The organism is Occultella kanbiaonis (genome assembly GCF_009708215.1).
Classification (GTDB): domain Bacteria; phylum Actinomycetota; class Actinomycetes; order Actinomycetales; family Beutenbergiaceae; genus Occultella; species Occultella kanbiaonis.
The window spans coordinates 4953824-4975832 of sequence record NZ_CP046175.1 but is presented as its reverse complement, the minus strand read 5'-3'; the positions used below and the strand labels follow the sequence as shown (position 1 = coordinate 4975832).

Annotated in this window: 21 protein-coding genes and 1 tRNA gene; 13 read left to right on the top strand and 9 right to left on the bottom strand. The window is 71.3% G+C overall.

What is annotated here, in order from left to right:
* Positions 1-528 precede the first annotated feature (528 nt).
* From GKS42_RS22795 to GKS42_RS22780, 4 genes are all read right to left on the bottom strand, one after another.
* A tRNA-Lys gene (locus GKS42_RS22795) sits at positions 529-601 on the bottom strand.
* 70 nt (positions 602-671) lie between these two features.
* Positions 672-1208: a TM2 domain-containing protein gene (locus GKS42_RS26300; protein ID WP_210769245.1), complete on the bottom strand. Its 537-nt coding sequence runs from the start codon at positions 1206-1208 to the stop codon at positions 672-674.
* A 119-nt stretch (positions 1209-1327) separates the two neighbouring features.
* The gene (locus tag GKS42_RS22785) at positions 1328-2161 is read right to left on the bottom strand and encodes a transglutaminase-like domain-containing protein (protein ID WP_154795905.1); all 834 of its coding nucleotides are present in this window, start codon (positions 2159-2161) and stop codon (positions 1328-1330) included.
* Between the two features lie 42 nt (positions 2162-2203).
* Positions 2204-3544 carry a D-arabinono-1,4-lactone oxidase gene (locus GKS42_RS22780; protein WP_154795904.1) on the bottom strand — a complete coding sequence of 447 codons (1341 nt, stop codon included), beginning with the start codon at positions 3542-3544 and terminating at the stop codon, positions 2204-2206.
* 46 nt (positions 3545-3590) lie between these two features.
* On the opposite strand from GKS42_RS22780, the gene GKS42_RS22775 reads away from it, so the two are divergent.
* From GKS42_RS22775 to pstB, 9 genes are all read left to right on the top strand, one after another.
* Positions 3591-4796: an alanine racemase gene (locus GKS42_RS22775; RefSeq protein WP_154795903.1), complete on the top strand. Its 1206-nt coding sequence runs from the start codon at positions 3591-3593 to the stop codon at positions 4794-4796.
* A gap of 93 nt (positions 4797-4889) precedes the next feature.
* Positions 4890-5525, top strand: a complete 636-nt coding sequence (locus GKS42_RS22770; protein WP_232847812.1) for a hypothetical protein — start codon at positions 4890-4892, stop codon at positions 5523-5525.
* Entirely contained in the window at positions 5525-6499 is a 975-nt protein-coding gene (gene mshD, locus GKS42_RS22765) for a mycothiol synthase (protein WP_154795902.1), read from the top strand. Before GKS42_RS22770 ends, mshD begins: the two co-directional genes overlap by 1 nt.
* Positions 6500-6526: 27 nt before the next feature.
* Positions 6527-8734, top strand: coding sequence for an RNA degradosome polyphosphate kinase (locus tag GKS42_RS22760; RefSeq protein WP_232847811.1), 2208 nt, complete (start codon positions 6527-6529; stop codon positions 8732-8734).
* A 3-nt stretch (positions 8735-8737) separates the two neighbouring features.
* Positions 8738-9718, top strand: a complete 981-nt coding sequence (locus tag GKS42_RS22755; protein ID WP_154795900.1) for an NUDIX hydrolase — start codon at positions 8738-8740, stop codon at positions 9716-9718.
* Positions 9719-9945: 227 nt separating this feature from the next.
* On the top strand, positions 9946-11088 hold the full coding sequence (locus GKS42_RS22750; protein WP_154795899.1) for a phosphate ABC transporter substrate-binding protein PstS: 1143 nt from the start codon (positions 9946-9948) through the stop codon (positions 11086-11088).
* A 104-nt stretch (positions 11089-11192) separates the two neighbouring features.
* Positions 11193-12200, top strand: a complete 1008-nt coding sequence (gene pstC / locus GKS42_RS22745) for a phosphate ABC transporter permease subunit PstC (RefSeq protein ID WP_210769244.1) — start codon at positions 11193-11195, stop codon at positions 12198-12200.
* Complete coding sequence (gene pstA, locus GKS42_RS22740) at positions 12200-13249, top strand: phosphate ABC transporter permease PstA (protein ID WP_154795897.1); 1050 nt, start codon at positions 12200-12202, stop codon at positions 13247-13249. Before pstC ends, pstA begins: the two co-directional genes overlap by 1 nt.
* Positions 13250-13318: 69 nt before the next feature.
* Positions 13319-14098, top strand: a complete 780-nt coding sequence (pstB, locus tag GKS42_RS22735) for a phosphate ABC transporter ATP-binding protein PstB (RefSeq protein WP_154795896.1) — start codon at positions 13319-13321, stop codon at positions 14096-14098.
* 47 nt (positions 14099-14145) lie between these two features.
* Here pstB and GKS42_RS22730 read toward each other — a convergent pair whose 3' ends face one another.
* The 5 genes from GKS42_RS22730 to GKS42_RS22710 all read right to left on the bottom strand — a co-directional run bounded on the left by GKS42_RS22730 (position 14146) and on the right by GKS42_RS22710 (position 18061).
* Entirely contained in the window at positions 14146-14766 is a 621-nt protein-coding gene (locus tag GKS42_RS22730; RefSeq protein WP_154795895.1) for a septum formation family protein, read from the bottom strand.
* A 131-nt stretch (positions 14767-14897) separates the two neighbouring features.
* The gene (locus tag GKS42_RS22725) at positions 14898-15341 is read right to left on the bottom strand and encodes a septum formation family protein (protein WP_154795894.1); all 444 of its coding nucleotides are present in this window, start codon (positions 15339-15341) and stop codon (positions 14898-14900) included.
* 123 nt (positions 15342-15464) lie between these two features.
* On the bottom strand, positions 15465-16457 hold the full coding sequence (locus GKS42_RS22720; RefSeq protein ID WP_154795893.1) for an inorganic phosphate transporter: 993 nt from the start codon (positions 16455-16457) through the stop codon (positions 15465-15467).
* A gap of 4 nt (positions 16458-16461) precedes the next feature.
* On the bottom strand, positions 16462-17100 hold the full coding sequence (locus GKS42_RS22715; protein ID WP_154795892.1) for a DUF47 domain-containing protein: 639 nt from the start codon (positions 17098-17100) through the stop codon (positions 16462-16464).
* A gap of 193 nt (positions 17101-17293) precedes the next feature.
* Positions 17294-18061, bottom strand: a complete 768-nt coding sequence (locus GKS42_RS22710) for a winged helix-turn-helix transcriptional regulator (protein ID WP_154795891.1) — start codon at positions 18059-18061, stop codon at positions 17294-17296.
* Between the two features lie 106 nt (positions 18062-18167).
* Here GKS42_RS22710 and GKS42_RS22705 point away from each other — a divergent pair, with 106 nt between their 5' ends.
* The 4 genes from GKS42_RS22705 to GKS42_RS22690 all read left to right on the top strand — a co-directional run bounded on the left by GKS42_RS22705 (position 18168) and on the right by GKS42_RS22690 (position 21998).
* Positions 18168-18893, top strand: coding sequence for a hypothetical protein (locus GKS42_RS22705; protein ID WP_154795890.1), 726 nt, complete (start codon positions 18168-18170; stop codon positions 18891-18893).
* Between the two features lie 49 nt (positions 18894-18942).
* Entirely contained in the window at positions 18943-19572 is a 630-nt protein-coding gene (locus GKS42_RS22700) for a heme-binding beta-barrel domain-containing protein (protein ID WP_154795889.1), read from the top strand.
* A 77-nt stretch (positions 19573-19649) separates the two neighbouring features.
* On the top strand, positions 19650-20750 hold the full coding sequence (gene ygfZ, locus GKS42_RS22695; RefSeq protein WP_435529680.1) for a CAF17-like 4Fe-4S cluster assembly/insertion protein YgfZ: 1101 nt from the start codon (positions 19650-19652) through the stop codon (positions 20748-20750).
* 105 nt (positions 20751-20855) lie between these two features.
* Entirely contained in the window at positions 20856-21998 is a 1143-nt protein-coding gene (locus tag GKS42_RS22690; protein WP_154795887.1) for an FUSC family protein, read from the top strand.
* Positions 21999-22009: the final 11 nt, after the last annotated feature.

The following is a 22009-nucleotide window of genomic DNA, read 5'->3' as shown; positions in this document are numbered from 1 at the left end:
ACAACTAGTATGTACGCGACCGACATGCGATCGCCAAACGACGGCGTGCGGCCTCGTCAGGCTTCGCCGCCGCGGCGTGAATCGAATGGAGAGCGTGATGGATCGTCGCGAGGCGCCGAGTCCGCTCCTGGGACTATGGGCGTGCGGAGTCTTCGTCGTCGCCGCGGTGGTCTATCTCGTCGCGCTCGTCGTGATGATCGTCTCCGGAGCCGACGACCCGACGGTTGCGCCCTGGGGACGGTGTTCAACGTCCTCAACCTCGTCGGCCCGCTCATCGGCATCCCGATCTGGTGCTCGGTCCACCTGCTCGCACCCGCCGGGTCCCGCGCGTACACGCTGTCGGCGTGCGCATTCGCCGCAGGCTGGGCCGTGACGGTCACGATCAACCGCTTCATCGGGATGATCCTGGTCCCGCAGAGCACGAACGCGGGCCGGACACAGGGCTCTCCTGATGGTCTGGTTCCACTGCCACCACATAGATCAGCTCGCCTCGCGCTGATGAGAGCGGCTGGGTGCAGAACCGGTGAGTGGGCCCCGTGGGGCTCGAACCCACAACCTACGGATTAAAAGTCCGCAGCTCTACCGATTGAGCTAGAGGCCCGCGAGCGGCACGCCGGCTCGTACTCGCCGGGGAAGTCTACTCGGCGGCTCGCGGTGCCTGTCCTCTCGGGCTACCAGGGCTGCGGGTAGCCGGTGGCCCGGTAGTTCTGCTCCCGGATGATGCCGGGGATCATGAACGCGTCGATGATCCACCAGATGGCCAGAGCGACAAACGCGAACCAGCCGATGAGGATCCACACCGTCAGCCACCCGAGCAGGTTCAGTCCGATCTGGCCGATCCCTGGCCCGACACGGTTCAGGTAGAAGTTGTGCACACCGAATCCGCCGAGGAAGAACCAGAGCAGGTACGCGGTGGTGGTGTCCTTGTGTGGTGGTGCGATCGGACCGTACGCGCCGTAGGCACCGGGTGGCGGCCCATACGTCCCGGGCGACGGGCCATACGCGCCCGGCTGCGGGCCGTACGCGCCGGCGGCAGGTCCGTGGGGACCGGGGTCCCCGTAGGAGTTCTGCCCGTACGCGTGCGGGACGACCCCCTGCCCGTAGGCCTCTCCGCCCGGCACCGCGGGGCCGCTGCCGGCCCAGGACTGCGGGCCGCTCGCCTGGTAGGGATCCTGCGGCGGCTGGCCGTACTGGTTGTTGTATGACATCTGCCGGTCCCCTCGCTGGTCGCCCGGCGGCCCACGCCGGGTGCCCACCAACTCTAGGCCCGGGCCCGGACGTCCCGGTCCGGATCGCGGGGGCACCTCTGCCCGTCCCGAGCGGGGCGTCAGGGCAGCCGGACCGCCGCTGACGGCTCGTCCACGGGCAGGTCGCCAGCCACCGTGGCCAGCACCCGCTGTGGACCCATCCGCAGGCCGCCGCCGTAGCTGGACAGGAACGCGGTGTCGGCGGCGTCGCGGCCGGTGGCGATCCGCACCAGGGACTCGCGCGGCGCCAGCCCGGTGGCGTCCACCACGTGCCAGTGGCCCGCCACCCAGGCCTCCGCGACCGCGTGGAAGTCCATCGGGCTCAGCCCGGGCGCGTACACCGCGGTCAGCCTGGCCGGGGTGTCCATCGCGCGCAGCAACGCCACCACCAGGTGCGCGTAGTCACGGCAGACGCCCTGCCCGAGCAGCATCGTGGACACGGCGCCGTCGGTCACCCGGCTCGACCCGGGCACGTAGAACAGGCGCTCGCGGACCCACGCGGCGACGGCGTCGAGCAGCGCGAGACCGCTCAGCCCACGGAACTCGCGCCGCGCCGTCGGGAGCAGTTCGTCGGACTCGGCGTACCGGCTCGGGCGCAGGTAGGTGAGCAGGTCGGACGTGCTCGGCGCCGGCGCGAGGGCGAGCGCCGATGCGGGGTCGCCGTCGATCGTGGCGCGGTACCGGATCCGCACCTCGGCGCCGCGGACGGTCGCGGCGTCGAACTCGACGAGGTGCATCACGCCGTGGTGCGGCGCTCCGATCTCCACGACCTCGACCGGGTCGCCGTCCTTGGTGACGGCCAGCTCGTCGGTGATCTCGAGCCCCGGCGCGCGGGCGACGGCGATCAGCAGGGCCACCTGGGTGGCGCCCTCACCGGTGCTGAAGTCGAGGTCGGCGCTCACGGACCGGCGCATGGGCGGGCACCTCTCAAGGTCGGCGAGGCGGACCCGGCGATGCTACCTCCCAGCGGGGCCGAACACCGTGTCGGTGTAGCCGTTCGCGAACAGCCCTCGGGGGTCGACGGCGTCCCGTACCGCGAGGAAGTCGGCGAACCTCGGGTAGAGGTCGGCCAGGCCGGCCGCGTCGCGGCGGTGCATCTTGCCCCAGTGCGGCCGGCCGGCGTGGGCGATCATGATGTCCTCGACCGCGCGGAAGTACCGCTCGTGCGCCAGGGTGTGGAACTGGTGCACCGCGATGTACCCGGTCGCGCGCCCGTGCGCGGTGGAGAGCCACACGTCGTCCGCCGCGGCGAACCGCACCTCCACCGGGAACGGCACGTTCTCCCCGGTCCGGCGCACCCAGGCGTCCACCTCGCGCAGCGCCGGCACCACGGCCTCGACGGGCAGCGCGTACTCCATCTCCTTGAACACCACCCGGCGCGGGGACGTGAACACGGCCGCCGACGACGCCGTGTAGGTCCGGGCGGTCAGCAGCCGCGACGCCACCCGGTTCACGGTCGGGGTGAGCGCCGGCAGCCTCGCGGTGAGCGCGTTCGTGGCGCTGAAGATGCCGTTGGAGAGCACCTCGTCGTCGAGGACGCGGCGCCAGGTGGGCAGCGGCGTCCCGCCCTCACCGGGCCGAACGGTGTTGTTCGCCTTCGTCAGGGCGATCTCCGTGTACGGGAACCAGTAGAACTCGAAGTGCTCGTTCGTGGCGACCGGTCCGTCCGCCTCGGGCAGCGACTCCAGCACCTGCCCGAGCGGCATCGGCGCCTCCACCGCACGCAGCCCGAACGCGGGCACGCACCGCATCGTGATCGCGGTGAGCAGCCCCACGGCACCCAGCCCGAGCCGGGCCGCCTCGAACAGCTCCGGGCGCTGCGCAACGCTCGCCGCGACCACGTCGCCGTCGGGCGTGATCAGCCGCACCGCGCGCACCTGGGCCGCGAACCCGGTGAAGGCGGCGCCGGTGCCGTGGGTTCCGGTGGAGATCGCCCCGGCCAGCGACTGGGCGTCGATGTCGCCCATGTTCTCCAGGGCCAGGCCACGCCGCGCGAGCTCCTCGCACAGCGCCGACAGCCGGATGCCCGCTCCGACGCGGACCTCGCGGGCGCCGTCGGCCTCCTCGGGTCCCACCCACTCCACCCGGTCGAGGTGGTCGAGGCTGATCAGGGTGCCGTCGGTGACGACGGCCGGGCTGAACGAGTGCCCGGCCCCGACGGCCCGGACCCGCCCGCCGCTCTCGGCGGCCGCCCGGACCAGCGCCGCGGCCTCATCCTCGGAGGCAGGGCGGGCGAACCGGCTGGGCTCGGCCGACGCGGTCCCGGCCCAGTTCCGCCACGTCGCAGGTGCGGTCATCGGGACATCATCGCGCGGACTTGCCCGCACACGTGACAATGGGGGCATGAGTCGATCAGGGGCCGTCGGCCGGCCCGCGCCATGGCGTGACGCGACCCGCTCCCTCAGTGCACCGCTCGCCGTCGTGGACCTGGACACCTTCGACATCAACGCACGGGATCTGATCGCCCGCGCCGGCGACACCCCGGTGCGGCTGGCGACCAAGTCGGTCCGGGTGCGGCACCTGGTGCACCGGGCCCTGGACGTGCACGGCTTCTCCGGCGTGATGGCCTACTCACTCGCCGAGGCGCTCTGGCTCGCCGAGGACGGCATCTCGGACGTACTCGTCGGATACCCGAGCGTGGACACCGCCTCGCTGGTAGCGCTCGCCTCGAACCCGGCGGCCCGGGAGGCCATCACGCTGATGGTCGACGACGTCGCCCAGATCGCGCTGATCGAGCGGGCCCTGATCCGGGCCGGGTCCCCGGGCGGTCCGGCCGTGCAGGTCTGCATCGATGTGGACGCCTCGCTGCGGATCGCCCCGCTCGGGGTCCACCTGGGCGTGCGGCGCTCACCGCTGCGCAGCCCGGCCGACGCCGTCGCGCTGGCCCGGGCGGTCGAGCGCACCGGACGGGTCCGGGTCCGCGGGGTGATGTTCTACGACGCGCAGGTGGCGGGTCTTGGCGAGGCCGGGCTGCGCGGTGTGGGGGTCCGGATCCTCAAGCGGGCCTCGCTGCGCGAGCTCGCCGGCCGTCGCCCCGCCGTGGTGGCCGCCCTCGAGGATCATCTGGGCAGGCAGCTGCTGGTCAACGCAGGTGGCAGCGGGTCCGTGCACGACGTCGCACCGGACCCGACCGTGACCGAGGTGACCGCCGGATCCGGCCTGTTCTGTCCGACCCTGTTCGACGACTACTCCGGCTTCACCGCCCGTCCGGCCGCCTTCTTCGGGCTGGACGTGGTCCGGCGGCCGGCGGCCCGGATCGCGACCGCGTTCGGCGGTGGGTACGCGGCGTCCGGACCGCCCGGCAAGGACCGGCTGCCGCGCGCCGTCGATGGTTCGGCGCTGCTGCGCTCCGAGGGTGCGGGCGAGGTGCAGACCCCGCTGCGTTATCGGCGTGGGCACCGCGTGCCCGCCATCGGCTCCCGGGTCTGGTTCCGGCACGCGAAGGCCGGGGAGCTGCTGGAGAGGTTCGACGCCGTGCACCTGGTCCGGGGCGAACGTGTGCGCGAGACGGTGCCCACGTATCGTGGTGAGGGCCGAAATTTCGGGTGAGTGCCGATCCGCTCCACCCGGAATGCCCGGTGGCGTCGCGGCGTTGTCGAGGCGTCCGGGTCGCCAGGCCCATGATCGCCGACCTCGAGGAGCATGTTGAGCACGCACCGTTTCCGCCGCCCTGCGATGTTGAGCCCGCAGGAGGCAGAGCAGATCGCCGGTGACATCGACCCGGCGGTCCGGTCCGAACTCGCGCACACGACGGCCGGCGCGCTCGTGCTCGGCGGCCGGGACGGCGCCGAGGACCCGGACCTGGTGCGGCGCCTGATCACGCTCGTGGACACCGAGGGTCTGGACACGGTCGCCTCGATGTGGTCCCAGAGCCCGGCTGACACCCTGCCCGGGGCGCTCTGGCGCCTCTACCTCCTGCGTGAGTGGACCCGGCGGGACCCGCACACCATCGCCGAGCGCTACCACCTCGGCCTGCACCGCGCGGAGGTCGCCGGGGTCGTCGCCGGCGTCGCGTCCCCGCCCGGCCCGGACCAGATCCGCGAGCTCGCCGACGCCGTGCTCTCCGGTGTGTTCCGGGGCGACCTCGACGTGACCCTTGACCGCGCCGCCGCGTTCCTGCGGGTGCTCGCGACCGGCTCTGCCATGGACGCGGACTGGGTCGAGCTCGACGACCGGGATCGGGCCACCCGGCTCACCCGCAACGCCGGAGCGCTGCTGGACACCGCCACCGACCTGGAGAACGCCGCGGCCCTGTGGCGGGCCGGGCGGCTGGACTGATGGCGATCGAGGTCGCGCGGGCGCTGCCAGCCGCGGACGTCGCCGCCGTGCGGGACCTGGCCGCCCGGGTCGCCGCCGCCGACGGTGAGGCCGCGTTCGACGAGCAGTCGCTGCTGAACCTGGGCGGCGGCCGGCCCGTGCGGCACCTGATCGTGCGAGGTGGGCCGGAAGGGCCCGACGGCGGGGGGCCGGTCCCGATCCTCGGGTACGCCCAGGTGGCCGACGGGTCGGGCGAGCTCGCCGTGGATCCGGCAGCGCGTCGCCGGGGGATCGGCGGGGCACTCCTGGACGCGGTGCTGGACGGGCTGGACGGGCTGGACGGGCTGGATACGCCGGACGGCGCGGACGGGCTGCACGGCCCGGAGGACGTGCGCGTCTGGGCGCACGGTGACCTCGCGCCCGCACGGGCTCTGGCGGCGACCCGCGGGCTCGGCGTGGTTCGTGACCTCTGGGTGATGACCGCACCCGCACCGACCGTGCCCGAGCCCACGAAGGTGCCGTCACAGAGCGAACCGACCTCCGCCGTCGACGGCGTTCGGGTGCGCACGTTCGAACCCGGCAGCGACGAACAGGCCTGGCTGACCGTGAACGCCCGCGCGTTCGCCGACCACCCCGAGCAGGGCCGGATGACGCGCGCCGACCTCGAGGCTCGGATGGCCCAGCCGTGGTTCGACGGACGACTGTTCTGGCTCGCCGAGGACGTGAACAGCGGCCGAACACTCGGTTCCATGTGGGTGAAGATCTCCGATCGGGTCGGGGAGATCTATGTGCTCGGCGTGGACCCGGACGCGCAGGGTCGCGGCATCGGCGGGCTGCTCACCGCGCACGCGATGGCGGCGTTCGCGGCCCGGGATCTCACCGGGCTCGAGCTGTATGTGGAGGGGGAGAACGCCCCGGCGATCGCCGTGTACGAGCGCGCCGGATTCCATCGGGCCCGCGCCCACGTCCAGTACGCACGCACCGGTTCACACTGAGCGCCGGGAGGTGCCACGATGGGGCTCATGAGCGAGCAGGTGGACAGTCTGGACGGCGTCAACTCGATCACCCTCGACGTCGACGCGTTCAACGACGCGGAGCCGCACGAGCTGCCCGAGGACCGGTTCGCCGACCGGGAGCTGAGCTGGCTCGCGTTCAACGAGCGGGTGCTCGAGCTCGCCGAGGACGAGGGACTGCCCCTGCTCGAACGGGTCCAGTTCCTGTCCATCTTCGCGTCCAACCTCGATGAGTTCTTCATGGTCCGGGTCGCCGGTCTGAAGCGTCGTATCGCCACCGGCATGGCGGTGCCGGGCGCGTCCGGGCTGCTGCCGCGCCAGGTGCTCGACGCCATCTCGGTCAAGGCCCACGAACTGACCGCCCGGCATGCGGCTGTGTTCACGGACCTGGTGCAGCCCGCGCTCGCGGCCGAGGGCATCACCCTGGTGCACTTCGACGATCTCCACGAGACCGAGAAGGAGCGGCTGCACCGGTACTTCCGGAAGATGATCTTCCCGGTGCTCACCCCGCTCGCCGTGGACCCGGCGCACCCGTTCCCGTACATCTCCGGGCTCTCCCTCAACCTGGCCGTGATCGTGCGCAACCCGAGCACCGGCAAGGAGCACTTCGCGCGGGTGAAGGTGCCGCCGCTGCTGCCCCGGTTCATCGCCGTCGACGCCACCGGCCGGCCAGTGCGCCCCGAGGACGCCACCGACACCACCGAGATCGCCTCGTTCGTGCCGATCGAGGACGTCATCGCGTCGTTCCTGTACTACCTGTTCCCGGGCATGGAGGTGGTGGAGCACCACATCTTCCGGGTCACCCGCAACGAAGACCTCGAGGTCGAGGAGGACGACGCGGAGAACCTCCTGAAGGCGCTCGAGAAGGAGCTCCTGCGGCGCCGTTTCGGGCCCCCGGTTCGGCTCGAGCTCGCGGCCGGGTTCACCGACCGACTCCGGGAGATGCTGATCCGCGAGCTGGACATCGGTGATGCGGACGTCTACGAGTTGCCGCCCCCACTGGACCTGACCGGCCTCGGCGTGCTCACGGACGTCGACCGGCCCGAGCTGAAGTACCCCCGGTTCGTGGCCGCCACCGCCCGCGGCCTGGCCGAGGTGGAGAGCGCGAACCCGACCGACTTCTTCGCAGCGATCCGCAACCACGACATCCTGCTGCACCACCCCTACGACTCGTTCTCGACGAGCGTGCAGCAGTTCCTCGCCCAGGCGGCGGCGGACCCGAACGTGCTCGCGATCAAGCAGACCCTGTACCGGACCTCCGGTGACTCCCCGATCATCGACGCACTCATCGACGCCGCCGAGGCCGGCAAGCAGGTGCTCGCCATCGTGGAGATCAAGGCGCGCTTCGACGAGCAGGCGAACATCACCTGGGCCCGCAAGCTCGAGCAGGCGGGCGTGCACGTCGTGTACGGCATCGTCGGCCTGAAGACCCACTGCAAGCTCTCCCTGGTGGTGCGCCAGGAGGCGGACGGGCTCCGCCGCTACTGTCACGTGGGCACCGGGAACTACAACCCGAAGACGGCTCGCCTCTACGAGGACCACGGGCTGCTCACGTGCAACTCCGAGGTGGGCCAGGACCTCACCCGGCTTTTCAACCAGCTCTCCGGGTATGCCCCGAAGTCCCGGTTCCACCGGCTCCTGGTCGCCCCGCGCTCCATCCGGAACGGGCTCGTGGAACGGATCGACCGGGAGATCGAGAACAAGCGGGCCGGCCGCGAGGCGTGGGTCAAGTTCAAGATGAACTCGGTCGTGGACGAGGTCACCATCGACGCCCTCTACCGCGCGTCCCAGGCCGGAGTCCCGGTGGACGTCATCGTCCGCGGGATCTGCGCGATCAAACCGGGGATCCCCGGGCTCAGCGAGAACATCCGGGTGCGCTCGATCCTCGGGCGCTTCCTGGAGCACTCCCGGATCTACGCGTTCGCCGGCGATGGCGATCCCGAGGTCTTCATCGGCAGCGCCGACCTCATGCACCGCAACCTGGACCGGCGGGTGGAGGTGCTGATCCGGGTGATCGACCCCGACCACGTCGCCGAGCTCGTCGGCCTGATCGATCGGTCGGCTGCCGACACCACGGCAGCCTGGCACCTCGCTCCGGAAGGCGACGGCCGGCACGTGTGGACCAGGCGCTACCTCGACGACGACGGGAACCGGCTGGTGGACCTGCAGGAGTCCCTCATGGCGGCGCATCGGCGCCGCGCGAGCGTGGATCGCTGAGGCGTGGGCAACTCGTCTGTGCCGGTGGTACAGGCCGCCGGGGCGTTGATCTGGCGCGTGGTGGGGCGGCGCCTCGAGGTGCTGCTGATCCACCGGCCGCGGTACGACGACTGGTCCTGGCCCAAGGGCAAGCTCGACGGCGACGGCGAGTCGCTACCGATGTGCGCCGTGCGGGAGGTCAAGGAGGAGACGGGTCTCTCGGTGCTCCTCGGCGTCCCGCTGCCGTTGGTGAAGTACAAGCTCACGGACGGCCGCGTGAAGGTCTGCACGTACTGGGCGGCGAGGCAGATCTCCGACGAAAGCCACGCGATCGCGCCGCGCGGCAAGATCAAGGACGCGTCCAAGCATGAGGTGGACGAGTCCCGCTGGGTCGAGGCCAGGGCGGCCCGCAAGCTCCTCACCCGGTCCGATGACGTCGAGCCCCTCGGGGCCCTGCTCGACCTCTGGGAGGACGGCCTGCTGGACACCTGGACGGTGATCGTGGCCCGGCACGGGCGGGCCAGGAGCCGATCCTCCTGGAAGGGCGGCGAGGAGTCTCGGCCGCTCACCCCCGTCGGCGCGAAGCAGGCGACGGCGATCGTGCCGATCCTCGCGGCTTATGGGGTCGAGGAGGTCATCTCCTCGCCGTGGGAACGGTGCGTGGCCACCGTGCGGCCGTACCTGGACGCGAGCGGCCTGGACCTGATGACGGCGCCACAACTCACCGAGACCGCGGCCAAGCAGAACAGGTCCGGCGTGCGCTCGTTCATGGGTTCGCTGCTCGGCGCACGGCACCGGCCCACGGTGGTCTCCACCCATCGTCCGGTGCTGCCGATCATCCTCACCAGCATCTCGGCTCGCAGCCCCTACCGGCTCTCGAAGGCCATCCCGGACCGGGACCCGTACCTGCGTACCGGTGAGCTCCTGGTGATCCATATGGCGCGGAGGTCCTCGGGAAAGGCCCGTCTGGTCGCCCTGGAGCGCCAGCGTGGTCTCGAGGCCTGAGCAGTAATCCAAGGTTCGACTGTTCCCACCAGCGGCTCAAGGTCGAGCGCCGTGCCATTGACGCGTGGCGAAGGTCACGCCCATTGTTGTGGCTCGTTCACCTGCTGTTCACCTGAATCAGGAGGCGCATACACCCACGCTCCCTACCGTCAAGCGTGGCTGCGGCACGCCGTGGGATATCACCGGGTGCGCAGTCCCGACCCAGCCAACAGAAACGGGATTCGAACGTGAAGCTTGCACCTAGCCGCCGCCTGGCGGGCATCTCTGTGATCAGCGCCCTCGCGCTCACCCTCGCTGCCTGTGGTGGCGGCGACGGCGACGACACGTCCACCGACGGCGACACCGGTGGCGACAACGGTGGCGACGCCACCAGCGACCTCTCCGGCTCCATCGCCGGTTCCGGCGCGAGCTCCCAGGAGAACGCGGTGGGCGGCTGGATCGCCGGCTTCACCGAGGCGAACCCGGGCGTCACGGTGAGCTACGACCCCACGGGCTCGGGCACCGGTCGCGAGCAGTTCCTCAACGGCACCGTGCTGTTCGCCGGTTCGGACGCCGCGATGGACGACGAGGAGCTGGCCGCGGGCGTGGACCGCTGCTTCGGCGGCGAGGTCATCGAGCTGCCCCTGTACATCAGCCCGATCGCCGTCATCTACAACCTCCCCGGCGTGGACGCCGAGAACATCAACATGACCCCGGCCACCATCGCCGGCATCTTCGCCGGTGAGATCACGAACTGGAACGACCCGGCCATTGCCGAGTCGAACCCTGACGTCGGGCTGCCCGACCTGGCCATCGTGCCGGTGAACCGCTCCGACGAGTCCGGCACCACCGAGAACTTCACCGAGTACCTCGTGGCGACCGCCCCCGACGTGTGGACCAACGAGGCGTCCGGCACCTGGCCGATCGAGGGCACCCAGTCCGGCGCCCAGACTTCCGGCATGATCGACACGGTCAGCGGCGCCGAGGGCACCATCGGCTACGCCGACGCCTCGCGTGCGGGTGACCTCGGTACGGTCGCGGTGGGTGTGGGCGACGAGTTCGTGCCGTTCTCCCCGGAGGCCGCGGCCGCCATCATCGACGCCTCCCCGGCGGCCGAGGGTGCGACCGACCTGCGCCTGACGATCGATCTGGCCCGCGACACCACCGAGGCCGGTACCTACCCGATCGTGCTGGTCTCCTACTCGATCGCGTGCTCGGTCTACGAGACCGAGGAGGACGCTGCGAACGTGGCGGCCTACCTCACGTATGTGGCGAGCCCTGAGGGTCAGGACCGCGCCGCACAGCCGGACGTCGCGGGTTCTGCCCCGATCTCGGACGACCTGCGCGAGCAGGTCACCGCGGCCCTCGAGCAGATCACGGTCGCCGGCTGATCCAGCCCACCAGGTCAGGCGGGTCGGTGCCTCAGTACGCTGAGCACCGACTCGCCTGACGCACGTCGTAACCTCCCATCCCCCCAAATCGCCCCGGAGGACCAGTGGCAGTCGCCGAATCACCCCCCTCGGAACCCGAAGCGCCGCCGAAGGTGCGGGTCGGCCGGACCCCAGGACGGCTCGGCAACCGTGTGTTCCAGGGGATCTCCACTGCCAGTGGGATCTTCATCCTGATCATCCTCGCGGCGGTCGCGATCTTCCTGCTCGTCCGCGCGTGGCCGGCACTCACCGCGGCCTCCTCGGAGTTCGAGGACATCGGCTTCATGCTCGGCCGGGACCTGTGGTCCTGGGTCTGGCCGCTGCTGTTCGGCACGGCGATCTCCTCGGTCATCGCGCTCGTCGTCGCGGTGCCGCTGAGCATCGGCATCGGCCTGTTCATCTCGCATTACGCGCCGCGCCGGCTCGCCCAGGGCCTCGGCTACCTGATCGACCTCCTCGCCGCGATCCCGTCCGTGATCTTCGGCCTGTGGGGCATCCAATGGCTGCAGCCGCTGGTCAGCCCGCTGTTCACCTGGCTCAGCACGAACCCCGCGACCGCGTGGCTGGAGGAGAACGTCGGCCCGACGATCTTCACCGGGTACCAGGCCCCGGCCCGCAACATCCTCACCGCCGGACTCGTGCTCGCGATCATGATCCTGCCGATCATCACCGCGACGGTCCGCGAGGTGTTCCTGCAGACCCCTCGGCTGCACGAGGAGGCCTCCCTGGCCCTTGGCGCCACCCGGTGGGAGATGATCCGCCAGGCGGTGCTGCCGTTCGGGCGCTCCGGCCTCATCTCGGCGACCATGCTCGGGCTCGGGCGGGCGCTCGGTGAGACGATGGCCGTGCTGATGGTCCTCTCGCCCGGGTACCTGATCAACTTCTACCTGCTCCAACCCGGGCAGCACCAGTCGATCGCGGCGAACATCGCCAGCCACTTCCCGGAGGCCAGCGGCCTCGGCGTCGACGCCCTGATCGCGTCCGGGCTGATCCTGTTCGTCATGACCTTCGGCGTGAACCTCATCGCCCGCTGGATCATCGCGCGCCGCGCCGAGTTCTCGGGAGCCAACTGATGACTGTCACCACGCCCCCGGTCCCGGTCCGGACCACCCGCAGGCTCCCGAAGTGGGCACCGATCCCGGTCCTCGCCGTCTCGCTGCTGCTCGCCGTGGGGATCCAGTTCCTCGGTGAAGGGCCCACCATCGCCGGCGTCTTCTTCATCGGCGCGATCCTGTTCGCGATCGTGATGACCGTGACCTCGCGCGTGGTCGAGGGGGAGCGTTGGGCCAAGGACCGGCTCGCCACCACCCTCGTCACGTTCGCCTTCATCATCGCGCTCATCCCGCTGGTGTCCCTGCTCTGGATCGTCGTCGGGGACGGGCTGACGAGGTTCAGCTGGGAGTTCCTCACCACGGACATGACCGGGATCTTCGGTCAGATGGTCGAGGGTGGCGCGTTCCACGCGATCATCGGGACCGTGTACGTCACCGGCATCGCCTCGATCATCGCGATCCCGCTCGGCATCTTCACTGCCATCTACCTGGTCGAGTACGGGCGCGGCCCGCTCTCCCGTGGAATCACGGTGCTGGTGGACGTGATGACCGGTATCCCGTCCATCGTGGCCGGCCTGTTCGCGTTCACCCTGTTCCTGGTCGTCTTCGGCCCGGCGTACAAGGCCGCCGTGATCGGTGGTGTCGCCCTGGCCGTGCTGATGACCCCGGTCGTGGTGCGCAGCGTCGAGGAGATGCTGCGGCTGGTCCCGAACGAGCTGCGCGAGGCGTCCTACGCGCTCGGCGTCCCGAAGTGGTTGACCATCGTCAAGGTGGTGCTGCGTACCGCCATCGCGGGTATCACCACCGGCGTCATGATCGCCATCGCCCGCGTGATCGGTGAGACCGCCCCGCTGTTGCTCACCGTCGGCATCGCCACCAGCGTGAACTGGGACGCCTTCGACGGCCGGATCGCCACGCTCCCGGTGTTCGTCTACCGCCAGTACGCCCAGGGCGGCGCATCGGCGGACCGTGCCTGGGCCGGCGCCCTCACCCTGATCCTGATCGTGATGCTGCTCAACCTCATCGCACGCCTGGTCAGCAGGTACTTCTCCCCGAAGGGAGCCCGGTGACCTCCCTGTCTCCGGTTCCCGCCGCCAACACCTCCATGAATCCCCCCGCCTGCTCCGGAAGGACCGCTTGTGTCTAAGCGCATCGATGTCAACGACCTGAACGTCTACTACGGTGACTTCCTCGCCGTCGAGGGCGTAAACATGGTGATCGAGGCACGCAGCGTCACCGCCCTGATCGGTCCCTCGGGCTGCGGCAAGTCCACGTTCCTGCGCACCCTGAACCGGATGCACGAGGTCATCCCGAAGGCCTACGTGACCGGCAAGGCCGTCATGGACGGCCAGGATCTGTACGGGCCCGGCGTGGACCCGGTGGAGGTGCGCCGCCAGGTCGGCATGGTGTTCCAGCGCCCGAACCCGTTCCCGACGATGTCCATCGCGGACAACGTGCTCGCCGGCGTCCGGCTCAACAACCGGCGGATCGGCAAGGCCGCGGCCGCGGAGCTCGTCGAGCGGTCCCTGACCGGGGCGAACCTCTGGAACGAGGTCAAGGACCGCCTGCACCTGCCCGGCTCGTCACTGTCCGGCGGGCAGCAGCAGCGGCTGTGCATCGCCCGGGCGATCGCCGTGGAGCCCCAGGTGCTCCTCATGGACGAGCCCTGCTCGGCCCTCGACCCGATCTCGACGCTGGCCATCGAGGACCTGATCTCGGAGCTGAAGAACGACTACACGATCGTGATCGTGACCCACAACATGCAGCAGGCGGCCAGGGTCTCGGACCGCACCGGGTTCTTCAACATCGCCGGCACCGGCAAGCCCGGACACCTCATCGAGATGGACGACACCACCACGATGTTCTCCACCCCGTCCGAGAAGTCCACCGAGGACTACATCTCCGGCCGCTTCGGCTGAGCCGCCCCGCTGCGCCGGCGCTGCGCCGGCTCGGTTGAGCGGGCCGGTCAGATGCCGGCGCCCTCGAACGAGGTCGTCGTCGGCTCGGGGGCAACGGCCACGCAGTAGGCGGTGCGGGCACCGGTGGCCCAGGTGTCCGCACTCGGGGTGATCGGTGCCACCGACAGGGACGAGTCCGCGGCCGGGATGCCGACGAAGCCCTCGAACAGGGTGGTGCACTCCGCCAGCGCCGCCGTCTGGATCTCGGTGTCGCCCGGGTAGGCGTCGTCGGTCATCTCGTAGATCGCGACGATCTGGACCTCGTGCTCGGTCGCGCAGTCGATCGTCGGCAGGCCGGAGAGCCCGTCGCCCTCGGTGATGACCGCGAACAGGTCGCTCGCGCGCATGCAGTCGCCGACGCCGGCGACGGGCACGCCCGCGTCGTCGGTGGCGGTCGTGGTGTCCGGCGCGGGGGTCGACGGCGGCGCAGCGGGTTCGGTGCTGCTCGGGTCGTCCGTGCTGCTGGGGTCGCCGGTCGTGCTGGGGTCCTCCGTGCCACCACCCTGGGTGAACGTCTGCGGGCTCTCCTCGTCCCCGGGATCCCCGGAGCACGCACCCAGGACCGGCGCGACCAGCAGGGCGGCGGCGATCGCCAGGACGGCGCGACGGCGACGGACGGCAGCGGTCATCGGATCGACTCCTCGGTTCGGGTGGGCGACGCGGCACCAACGTACCTGACCGGACCGGGGTCCGACGGCGAAGGGCCGCACCCCTCGGTGACGAGGAGGTGCGGCCCTTCGCGGTGGTGCGGCGGGGCGACTCAGATGGCCGCGCCCTCCCAGCTCTCCGTGGTGGTGGTGCCGTCGAGCAGGTAGGCCACGCAGATGACCTGGCGGTCGTTCGCTGCGTCCCAGGTGTTCTCGTTCGGCGGGATGAAGTCGAGGCCGAGCGCGGACTCGTCGTAGCTGATGCCGACGAAGGACTCGAAGCCGGTCCTGCAGCCCTCCTCGGCGGCGGCCGCGATGGCCTCGTCGCCGGGGTAGTCGCCGTCCTGGTCGATGTCGAAGACGTGCACGAACTGGGCGTCGTGCGCCTCGCCGCAGTCGACGGTGGGGATCTCGGTGAGCTCGCCCTCCAGGTCGCTGACGTTCGAGCAGGCGCCCGCGTCGACGGTGGCGACCTGGCTGCCACAGGCGCTCAGGGACGCGGCGAGGCCGGCGGCGCCGACCAGGGCGAGGGTGGTGCGGACGATGCGACGGGACATGGGTCTTGGACTCCCCAGAAGTAGTGGTCGACCGGTACGAGCCCGGTGCGATATGTCGTGGGCGAGTCTATGAGCCGGCGGTCTGCCACGGAAACTCGGCGAATGGGTAGAGGTGCCCGGGCCTCACACGAAGATGCTGAGCACCAGATAGAGCACCGCCGCCACGGCGGCCGAGGCCGGGATGGTCAGCAGCCAGGCCACCCCGATGCTGCGGGCCATGCCCCAGCGCACCGCCGAGGCCCGCCTCGTGGCGCCGACGCCCATGATCGCTGAGGTGATGGTGTGCGTCGTCGAGATCGGCGCGTGGAACACGAACGCCGTCGTGTACAGCACGCTCGAGGCGACCGACTCGGCGACGAACCCCCGAGCGGGATCGAGCTCGATGATCTTGCGGCCGAGGGTCCGCATGATCCGCCACCCACCGGCGTACGTGCCGAGCGAGATCGCACCGGCGGCGGCGAGCTTGACCCAGAGCGGGATGTCCGTGCCCTCGTGCAGCCCGCCGGCGACCAGGGCCAGCACGATCACGCCCATCGTCTTCTGCGCGTCCTGCAGGCCGTGGCCGAGCGCCATCGCAGCCGCGGAGACGGTCTGGGCAATCCGGAACCGCCGCTGGGTCGGCCCCGGGGCGGCGCTCCGGAAGATCCACAGCACAGCGACCATGATCACGTACGCGAGCGCGAACCCGACCAGCGGTGAGGCGACCATCGGGATGACGACCTTGTCCCAGATCACCGACCAGTGCACGGTCGCCATCGACGCGATGCCGGCGCCGGTGAGGCCGCCGATGAGGGCGTGCGAGGACGAGGAGGGCAGCCCCCTCCACCACGTGATCAGGTTCCAGGTGATCGCGCCGAGCAGGCCGGAGAGCACCAGCGCCAGGCCGGAGATGCCGGGCGGGGCATCCACGATGCCGCTGCCGATGGTCTCCGCGACCCCCGTGCCGAGCAGTGCGCCGACCAGGTTCATGACGGCCGCGAGAAGCAGCGCCGCGCGCGGTGTCAGTGCCCTCGTCGAGACCGAGGTCGCGATCGCGTTGGCGGCGTCATGGAAGCCGTTGGTGAAGTCGAACGTCAGCGCGATCGCGATCACCAACAGGACGAGGGCGAGCTCCACCGCCTCAGGTTTCCTTGACGTAGATGGTCTGCACCACGTTGCCCACGCGTTCGAAGGCGTCGGAGGCCTGCTCGAGGACGTCGACGACGTTCTTGAGCTTGATGAGCTCGACCACGTCCGCCGGGCTCCGTTGGAACTGCGGGCTGCCGAACAGGTGCGCCAGGAGCGCGCGGTAGGTCCGGTTCGCCTCGCTCTCCAGGCGGTTGATCTCCACCCAGTAGGGCTTCAGGTCGGTCATCGTGCGTAGCTTGGGCATCGCGGCCAGGGTCAGCTCGGCGGCCCGCTGCAGCGTCGCGACCATCGTGACGAGTTCGTCGGGGATGTCGACGATCTGGTAGCGCACGATGATGTCCCCTGCCTCCTCCATGGCGTCGATGCAGTCATCCATCGCAGCGGCGAGGGTATAGATGTCGTCGCGGTCGAACGGCGTCACGAACGTCTGGTTCAGCCGGTTCATGATCGTGGCCTTGGCGTCGTCAGCGTCCTGCTCGATCTCGTGCAGCCGAGCCGCGTGGCCGGGCCGGTCGGGCGGGTCGGCCCCGATGAGCTGGGCGAGCAGGTCGGCGCCGTCGACGAGGTGCTGCGCGTTCATGGCGAAGAGGTCGAAGAATGTGACATCGCGGGGGGTCAGTCGGAAGCGCACAGCATTCACTCCGGGGGAAGGGCAATGTCAGCGGAATCAGGCTAGAGCACCGGGGGCACGCGAGTGAACACCGCGCGAACGGCGAGAGTTCGGTCGATGACGCCGGGCCGCCCAGCGCCTGACGGCGCGAAGGCCGCTCGTAGCGGCTGATGTTGGAGCCCGGGGCTAGCGCGACCCGGCGTCGGAAGAGATTCTAACCGTCGACGGCGGTGGTCGGCTCGGTGGGCGACGTCACAGCCGGTGCGGTGGTCGCGTCGGTGCCCGCGGGGGCCTCGCCACCGGGGCGTCGCTCGCGGGGGAGGTCGAACCGGTATCCGACGTTGCGGACGGTCCCGATCATCGCGTCGTGCTCGGGGCCCAGCTTGGCGCGCAGGCGTCGGACGTGGACGTCCACCGTCCGGGTGCCGCCGTAGTAGTCGTAGCCCCACACCTCCTGGAGCAGCTGGGCGCGGGTGAACACCCGTCCCGGGTGCTGGCTCAGGTACTTCAGGAGCTCGAACTCCTTGTAGGTCAGGTCCAGCGGCTCGCCCCGCAGCCGTGCGGTGTAGCCACCGGAGTCGATGACGAGCTCACCGGCGAGGATCTCCTCCGGGTCTTCGGAACTCTGCCGGTCCGAGCGCTGGGTGACCAGCCGCAGCCGCGCGTCCACCTCGGCCGGGCCGGCATCGGCGAGGACCAGGTCGTCGATGCCCCAGTCCTTGCCGACAACGGACAGCCCACCCTCGCCGAGCACCAGCAGGACCGGCACTTCGATGCCCGTCGTGCGCAGCAGCTGGCAGGTGCTCCGGGCCCTCGCGAGATCCCGCCGACCGTCGATGAGCACCACGTCGGCGTCCGGCGCGTCCAGCAGCGACGACGGCTCGACGGGCACCACCCGGACGCGGTGATGCAACAGAGCGAGGGCGGGAAGCACCTGTGCCGAACCGCCAGGCTCTGACGTAAGCAGCAGAAGTTCTGCCACGCGTGCTCCTCCCGACCGGTTGCGTCATCGTATTGCAGGTAGCGTTCCGCCTGTACCGCGCGGTCGGATCGTGGCCAGCGGACCGACCGAGAGGTACACGAGGCAGATGATGAGCGGCGCGTTCCGCGCGGTGGTCGCGGCGACCGCGGCCGCAGGCATCGGCATCACCGCGTTCGGGGACCGGTATCTGCTGATCGGCACCGTCGCCGCGATCGGTGCGCTGTTCTCGCTCGGCTGGCCGGCCCTGCTCGGGCTGCCGGCGCCGCGCGGCGCCAGCGTCGTGCTGCTCGCAACCGTGGCGGCCTCCATCGGGGTGCTGCTGCTCACCGACGACCTCGCGTTCGTCGCCGTCGTGTTCGCGTTGTCCGTGGTGGGCGCGTTCGTGCACGAACTCGTGCGCCGGGACGGGCGCCCACGCCTGGTGGAGTCGGTCTCCGGTGTGGTCGCCGGGACCGCGGTGGTCACCTCCGCGACCGGGTGGATCGCGGTCGGCACCGGCCCGACGGCGATCGGCCTGCTGCTCTGCGGGGCCGTCACGCTCGCCGTCGCCGCGACGTGCACGGCGCTGCCTTTCCCGGGCTGGATCGGCGCCGGCATCACCATCGTCGTGGCCGCCGCCGGTGGACTCGCGGTCGGCTCGGTGACCGACGTCGGGCCCCTCGCCGGGGCGTTGATCGGCCTCTCCGCGGGGGTCGTGGTCGCCGCGGCGCACCGGCTGTTCGGGCAGTTCCCCGCCTCCGGGCGGCCCTTCCCGGCACTGGCCGCGGCGATGCTACCGGTGGCCGTTGCCGGTCTCCCGGTCTACGTGCTGGCCCGGCTGCTGCTGGCCTGACGAGTACCATCGGCGGCAAAGCCGACCCGCCCCAAGGGAGTCCACGCCCATGAGTTTCGCCATCCCCGACGGCCTCGCCCCGGAGACCTACCCGCTGGCCTGGCTGCTCGGCACCTGGCGCGGTCCGGGGTTCCTCAGCTATCCGGACATCCCGGAGCGGCCGATCCTCGTCGAGGTGAGTTTCACCTCCGACGGCGGCCCGTACCTCGCGTACACGGCCACCACCTGGAACCTTGACGGCGAGCTCGACTCGCTCGAGGGCGACATCGACGTGGCCGCCCTGCGCCCCGGTCAGCTGTGGGCCACCGAGTCCGGGTTCTGGCGCGTGGTGCCCACGGTGCCGGACGACCCAAGCGCGCTGACCGACCCGCCCGCGCCCGCAGCACCCGCAGCGGAGGGCGAGGCGTCCGGCTCGGCCGCACCACCGCCGTCGGCCACCGAGCTCGAGGTGCTGCTCGCCGAGCCGAGCGGCCACGTGAGCGTCTACCTCGGCGTGGCCCAGGGCCCCCGCATCGAGCTCGCGACCGACCTGGTCGCCCGGACCGCATCCGGCGCGGAGGTCTCCGCCGCCGCCCGGATGTACGGCCTGGTGCGCAGCGAACTCATGTGGGCCACGGACCTGGCCGCGTTCGGGCACGAGATGCAGTCCTACTCCTCCGGCCGGCTCCAGCGGCAATGACGGCGAACGAGGCGAAGGGCGGACCCACGGTCCGGAATGAAGCAGCGCCCGCCGGCCTTGTCCCTGATGTGACCACCATCGCCTCGCCCCTGTTGTCCCGCCACGGCGCCGTCGCGGCCGGCGGCCCGGACTCGGGCGTTGCCGCGCATTACGGCGAACCCAACCGGGAGCAGCGCGACCTCGCCAGGGGGCTGGCCGTCGTGGACCTGTCCCACCTCGGTGTCGTGACCGTGACCGGCGTGGACCGGCTCAGTTGGCTGCACACGCTCAGCTCGCAGGACGTCGCCACGCTCGCCCCGGGGGTGTCCACCGAGCTGTTGCTGCTCGACCCGAACGGTCGCGTCCAGCACGCCCCGGCCGTCGTCGACGACGGCGCGACCGCCTGGCTGATCACCGAGGCCGGCGACGCCGCCGGGCTCGCCGCGTTCCTGGAGTCGATGCGGTTCATGCTCCGGGTCGAGGTGGCCATCGACACCGACACCGCCGTCCTCGGTACCTCCGCCGCGGGACCGTCGCTGCGCACCGCCGAGGGCGCCGAGCCGGTGACCTGGCGCGACCCCTGGCCGGCGACCGCCCCGGGCTCGACCCGGTACGGCCCCGCCGACGCCGACCACCCCGGCTCGGAGTGGGCCGCGCAGCTGTGGCTCGTGCCCCGCGCCGACGTCCCGGCCGTGGTCCGGGCCGCCGAGAGTGCCGGTGCGCGGCTCGCCGGGGCATGGGCGTGGGAGGCGATGCGGGTGGCCGCCTGGCGCCCCCGTCTGGCCCGGGAGGTCGACGAGCGCGCCATCCCGCACGAGCTGGACTGGCTGCGCACCAGCGTGCACCTGAACAAGGGCTGCTACCGGGGCCAGGAGACCGTCGCCCGCGTGTTCAACCTTGGCCGGCCGCCGCGCCGGCTGGTGATGCTGCACCTGGACGGCAGTGAGCACCTCACCCCGGAACCGGGGGAGGCGGTGCTCGACGGCGAACGGGAGGTCGGGCGGGTCACGTCCGTCGTGCGGCACCACGAGCTGGGCCCGGTGGCTCTGGCCGTCATCAAGCGCAACGTCGCCCCGGACGTCCAGCTGACGGTCGGCGGCATCGCGGCCGCCCAGGAGCTCATCGTGTCCGTCGAGGGCGCGGGCACCGACCGGCCGGAGCCGGCAGCGGGACCGATGCTGCGCCGTCGGACGCTGTAGCACCCGCCTGAGCGGGACGGACCCGCGGAACCGGCGCCGCGCCGTCGGGGAGTTCTCGCGCAGCCGATCGGTGGGAGCCACCCGCCACCCGTACGCTGTCCAGGTGTGAGCAACGGACCGGCGCGCGCCGACGCACCCCGACGGCGATTCGACCTGCGCCGGGCCCGCGTCCTCGTCGGCGCCCGAGTCGGCCGCGGCGTCCGCCGGCTCCGCTCGAACGCAGTCGGGATCATCAGCGCGTCCGTGGCCGCCGGGGTCGCCTACGCCATCGCGCTGTACCTGGTCGGCCACGAGGTGCCGGTGTTCGCGGCGATCGCAGCCTGGGTGTGCCTCGGGTACGGCAACGACCGGCGCCCGCGCAAGGTGGCCGAACTAGCGCTCGGGGTGACCCTCGGGGTCGCGTTCGGCGAGGTGTTCGCGCACCTGTTCGGCACCGGACCCGTGCAGATCGCCGTGGTGCTCGCGCTCGCGGTCTCGGTGGCCCGGCTCGTCGACGGCGCGCAGATGCTCGCCATGCAGGCCGGGGTGCAGGCCGTGGTGATCGTGGGGTTCTCCACCACGCTCCTCGGTGGCGGGGTCGGGCGCTGGCTGGACGCCCTCATCGGAGGCGCGCTGGCCCTGCTCACCGCGGCCCTGCTGCCGCTCGACGTGCGCAAGCGGGCGCAGTCGCTGGCCGCCGCCGGGATGGCCGAACTGGCCATCACCGCCGAGGACCTGGCCCGCGGCATCCGGCTCGCCGACCCGGAGGTCCTCAACGACGCCCTGGTCCGGGCGCGCGGGTCGCAGGGGGTCATCGACGAGTGGAACACGCTCGTGCGGGACGCCCTCGAGGCGACCCGGCTGACGCCGTCGGCGTTGCGCCACGACGACCTCCTCACCCGGCTCCAGCGGGCCAGCACCCTGTGCGACCGGGCGATGCGCAACCTCCGGGTGATCGCGCGCCGGTCCTGGTCCGTCTCCGCCACCATGCAGGACAACGACCGGGTCGCCGGCATCCTCGAGGTGACCGCCCGGGCGAGCCGGGACATCGGGGTCGCGTTCGGTTCGAACGCCGACCTGATCCGGCTGCGTCCGCAGCTGCTCTCGGTGGCGGGCGACCTGGACCCGCAGGCGTTCACCGGGTGGCAGACCCAGACGCTGGTGGTGCTGCTGCGCTCGCTCGTGGTGGACCTGCTCGAGCTGACCGGGATGACCGGCACCCAGGCCCGGGAGGCCCTCATCGAGATCGACACCGGGCGACCCGGCTGAGGCGCCGCTCG

Bases quoted from the DNA above. Each gene is read 5' to 3' on its own strand.
- GKS42_RS22780 (WP_154795904.1), bottom strand. From the start codon at position 3,544: ATGACCGCACCTGCGACGTGGCGGAACTGGGCCGGGACCGCGTCGGCC.
- GKS42_RS22785 (WP_154795905.1), bottom strand. From the start codon at position 2,161: ATGCGCCGGTCCGTGAGCGCCGACCTCGACTTCAGCACCGGTGAGGGC.
- GKS42_RS22770 (WP_232847812.1), top strand. From the start codon at position 4,890: ATGTTGAGCACGCACCGTTTCCGCCGCCCTGCGATGTTGAGCCCGCAG.
- GKS42_RS22730 (WP_154795895.1), bottom strand. From the start codon at position 14,766: ATGACCGCTGCCGTCCGTCGCCGTCGCGCCGTCCTGGCGATCGCCGCC.
- GKS42_RS22725 (WP_154795894.1), bottom strand. From the start codon at position 15,341: ATGTCCCGTCGCATCGTCCGCACCACCCTCGCCCTGGTCGGCGCCGCC.
- GKS42_RS22760 (WP_232847811.1), top strand. From the start codon at position 6,527: ATGAGCGAGCAGGTGGACAGTCTGGACGGCGTCAACTCGATCACCCTC.
- GKS42_RS26300 (WP_210769245.1), bottom strand. From the start codon at position 1,208: ATGTCATACAACAACCAGTACGGCCAGCCGCCGCAGGATCCCTACCAG.
- GKS42_RS22775 (WP_154795903.1), top strand. From the start codon at position 3,591: ATGAGTCGATCAGGGGCCGTCGGCCGGCCCGCGCCATGGCGTGACGCG.
- GKS42_RS22705 (WP_154795890.1), top strand. From the start codon at position 18,168: ATGATGAGCGGCGCGTTCCGCGCGGTGGTCGCGGCGACCGCGGCCGCA.
- pstA (WP_154795897.1), top strand. From the start codon at position 12,200: ATGACTGTCACCACGCCCCCGGTCCCGGTCCGGACCACCCGCAGGCTC.
- mshD (WP_154795902.1), top strand. From the start codon at position 5,525: ATGGCGATCGAGGTCGCGCGGGCGCTGCCAGCCGCGGACGTCGCCGCC.
- GKS42_RS22700 (WP_154795889.1), top strand. From the start codon at position 18,943: ATGAGTTTCGCCATCCCCGACGGCCTCGCCCCGGAGACCTACCCGCTG.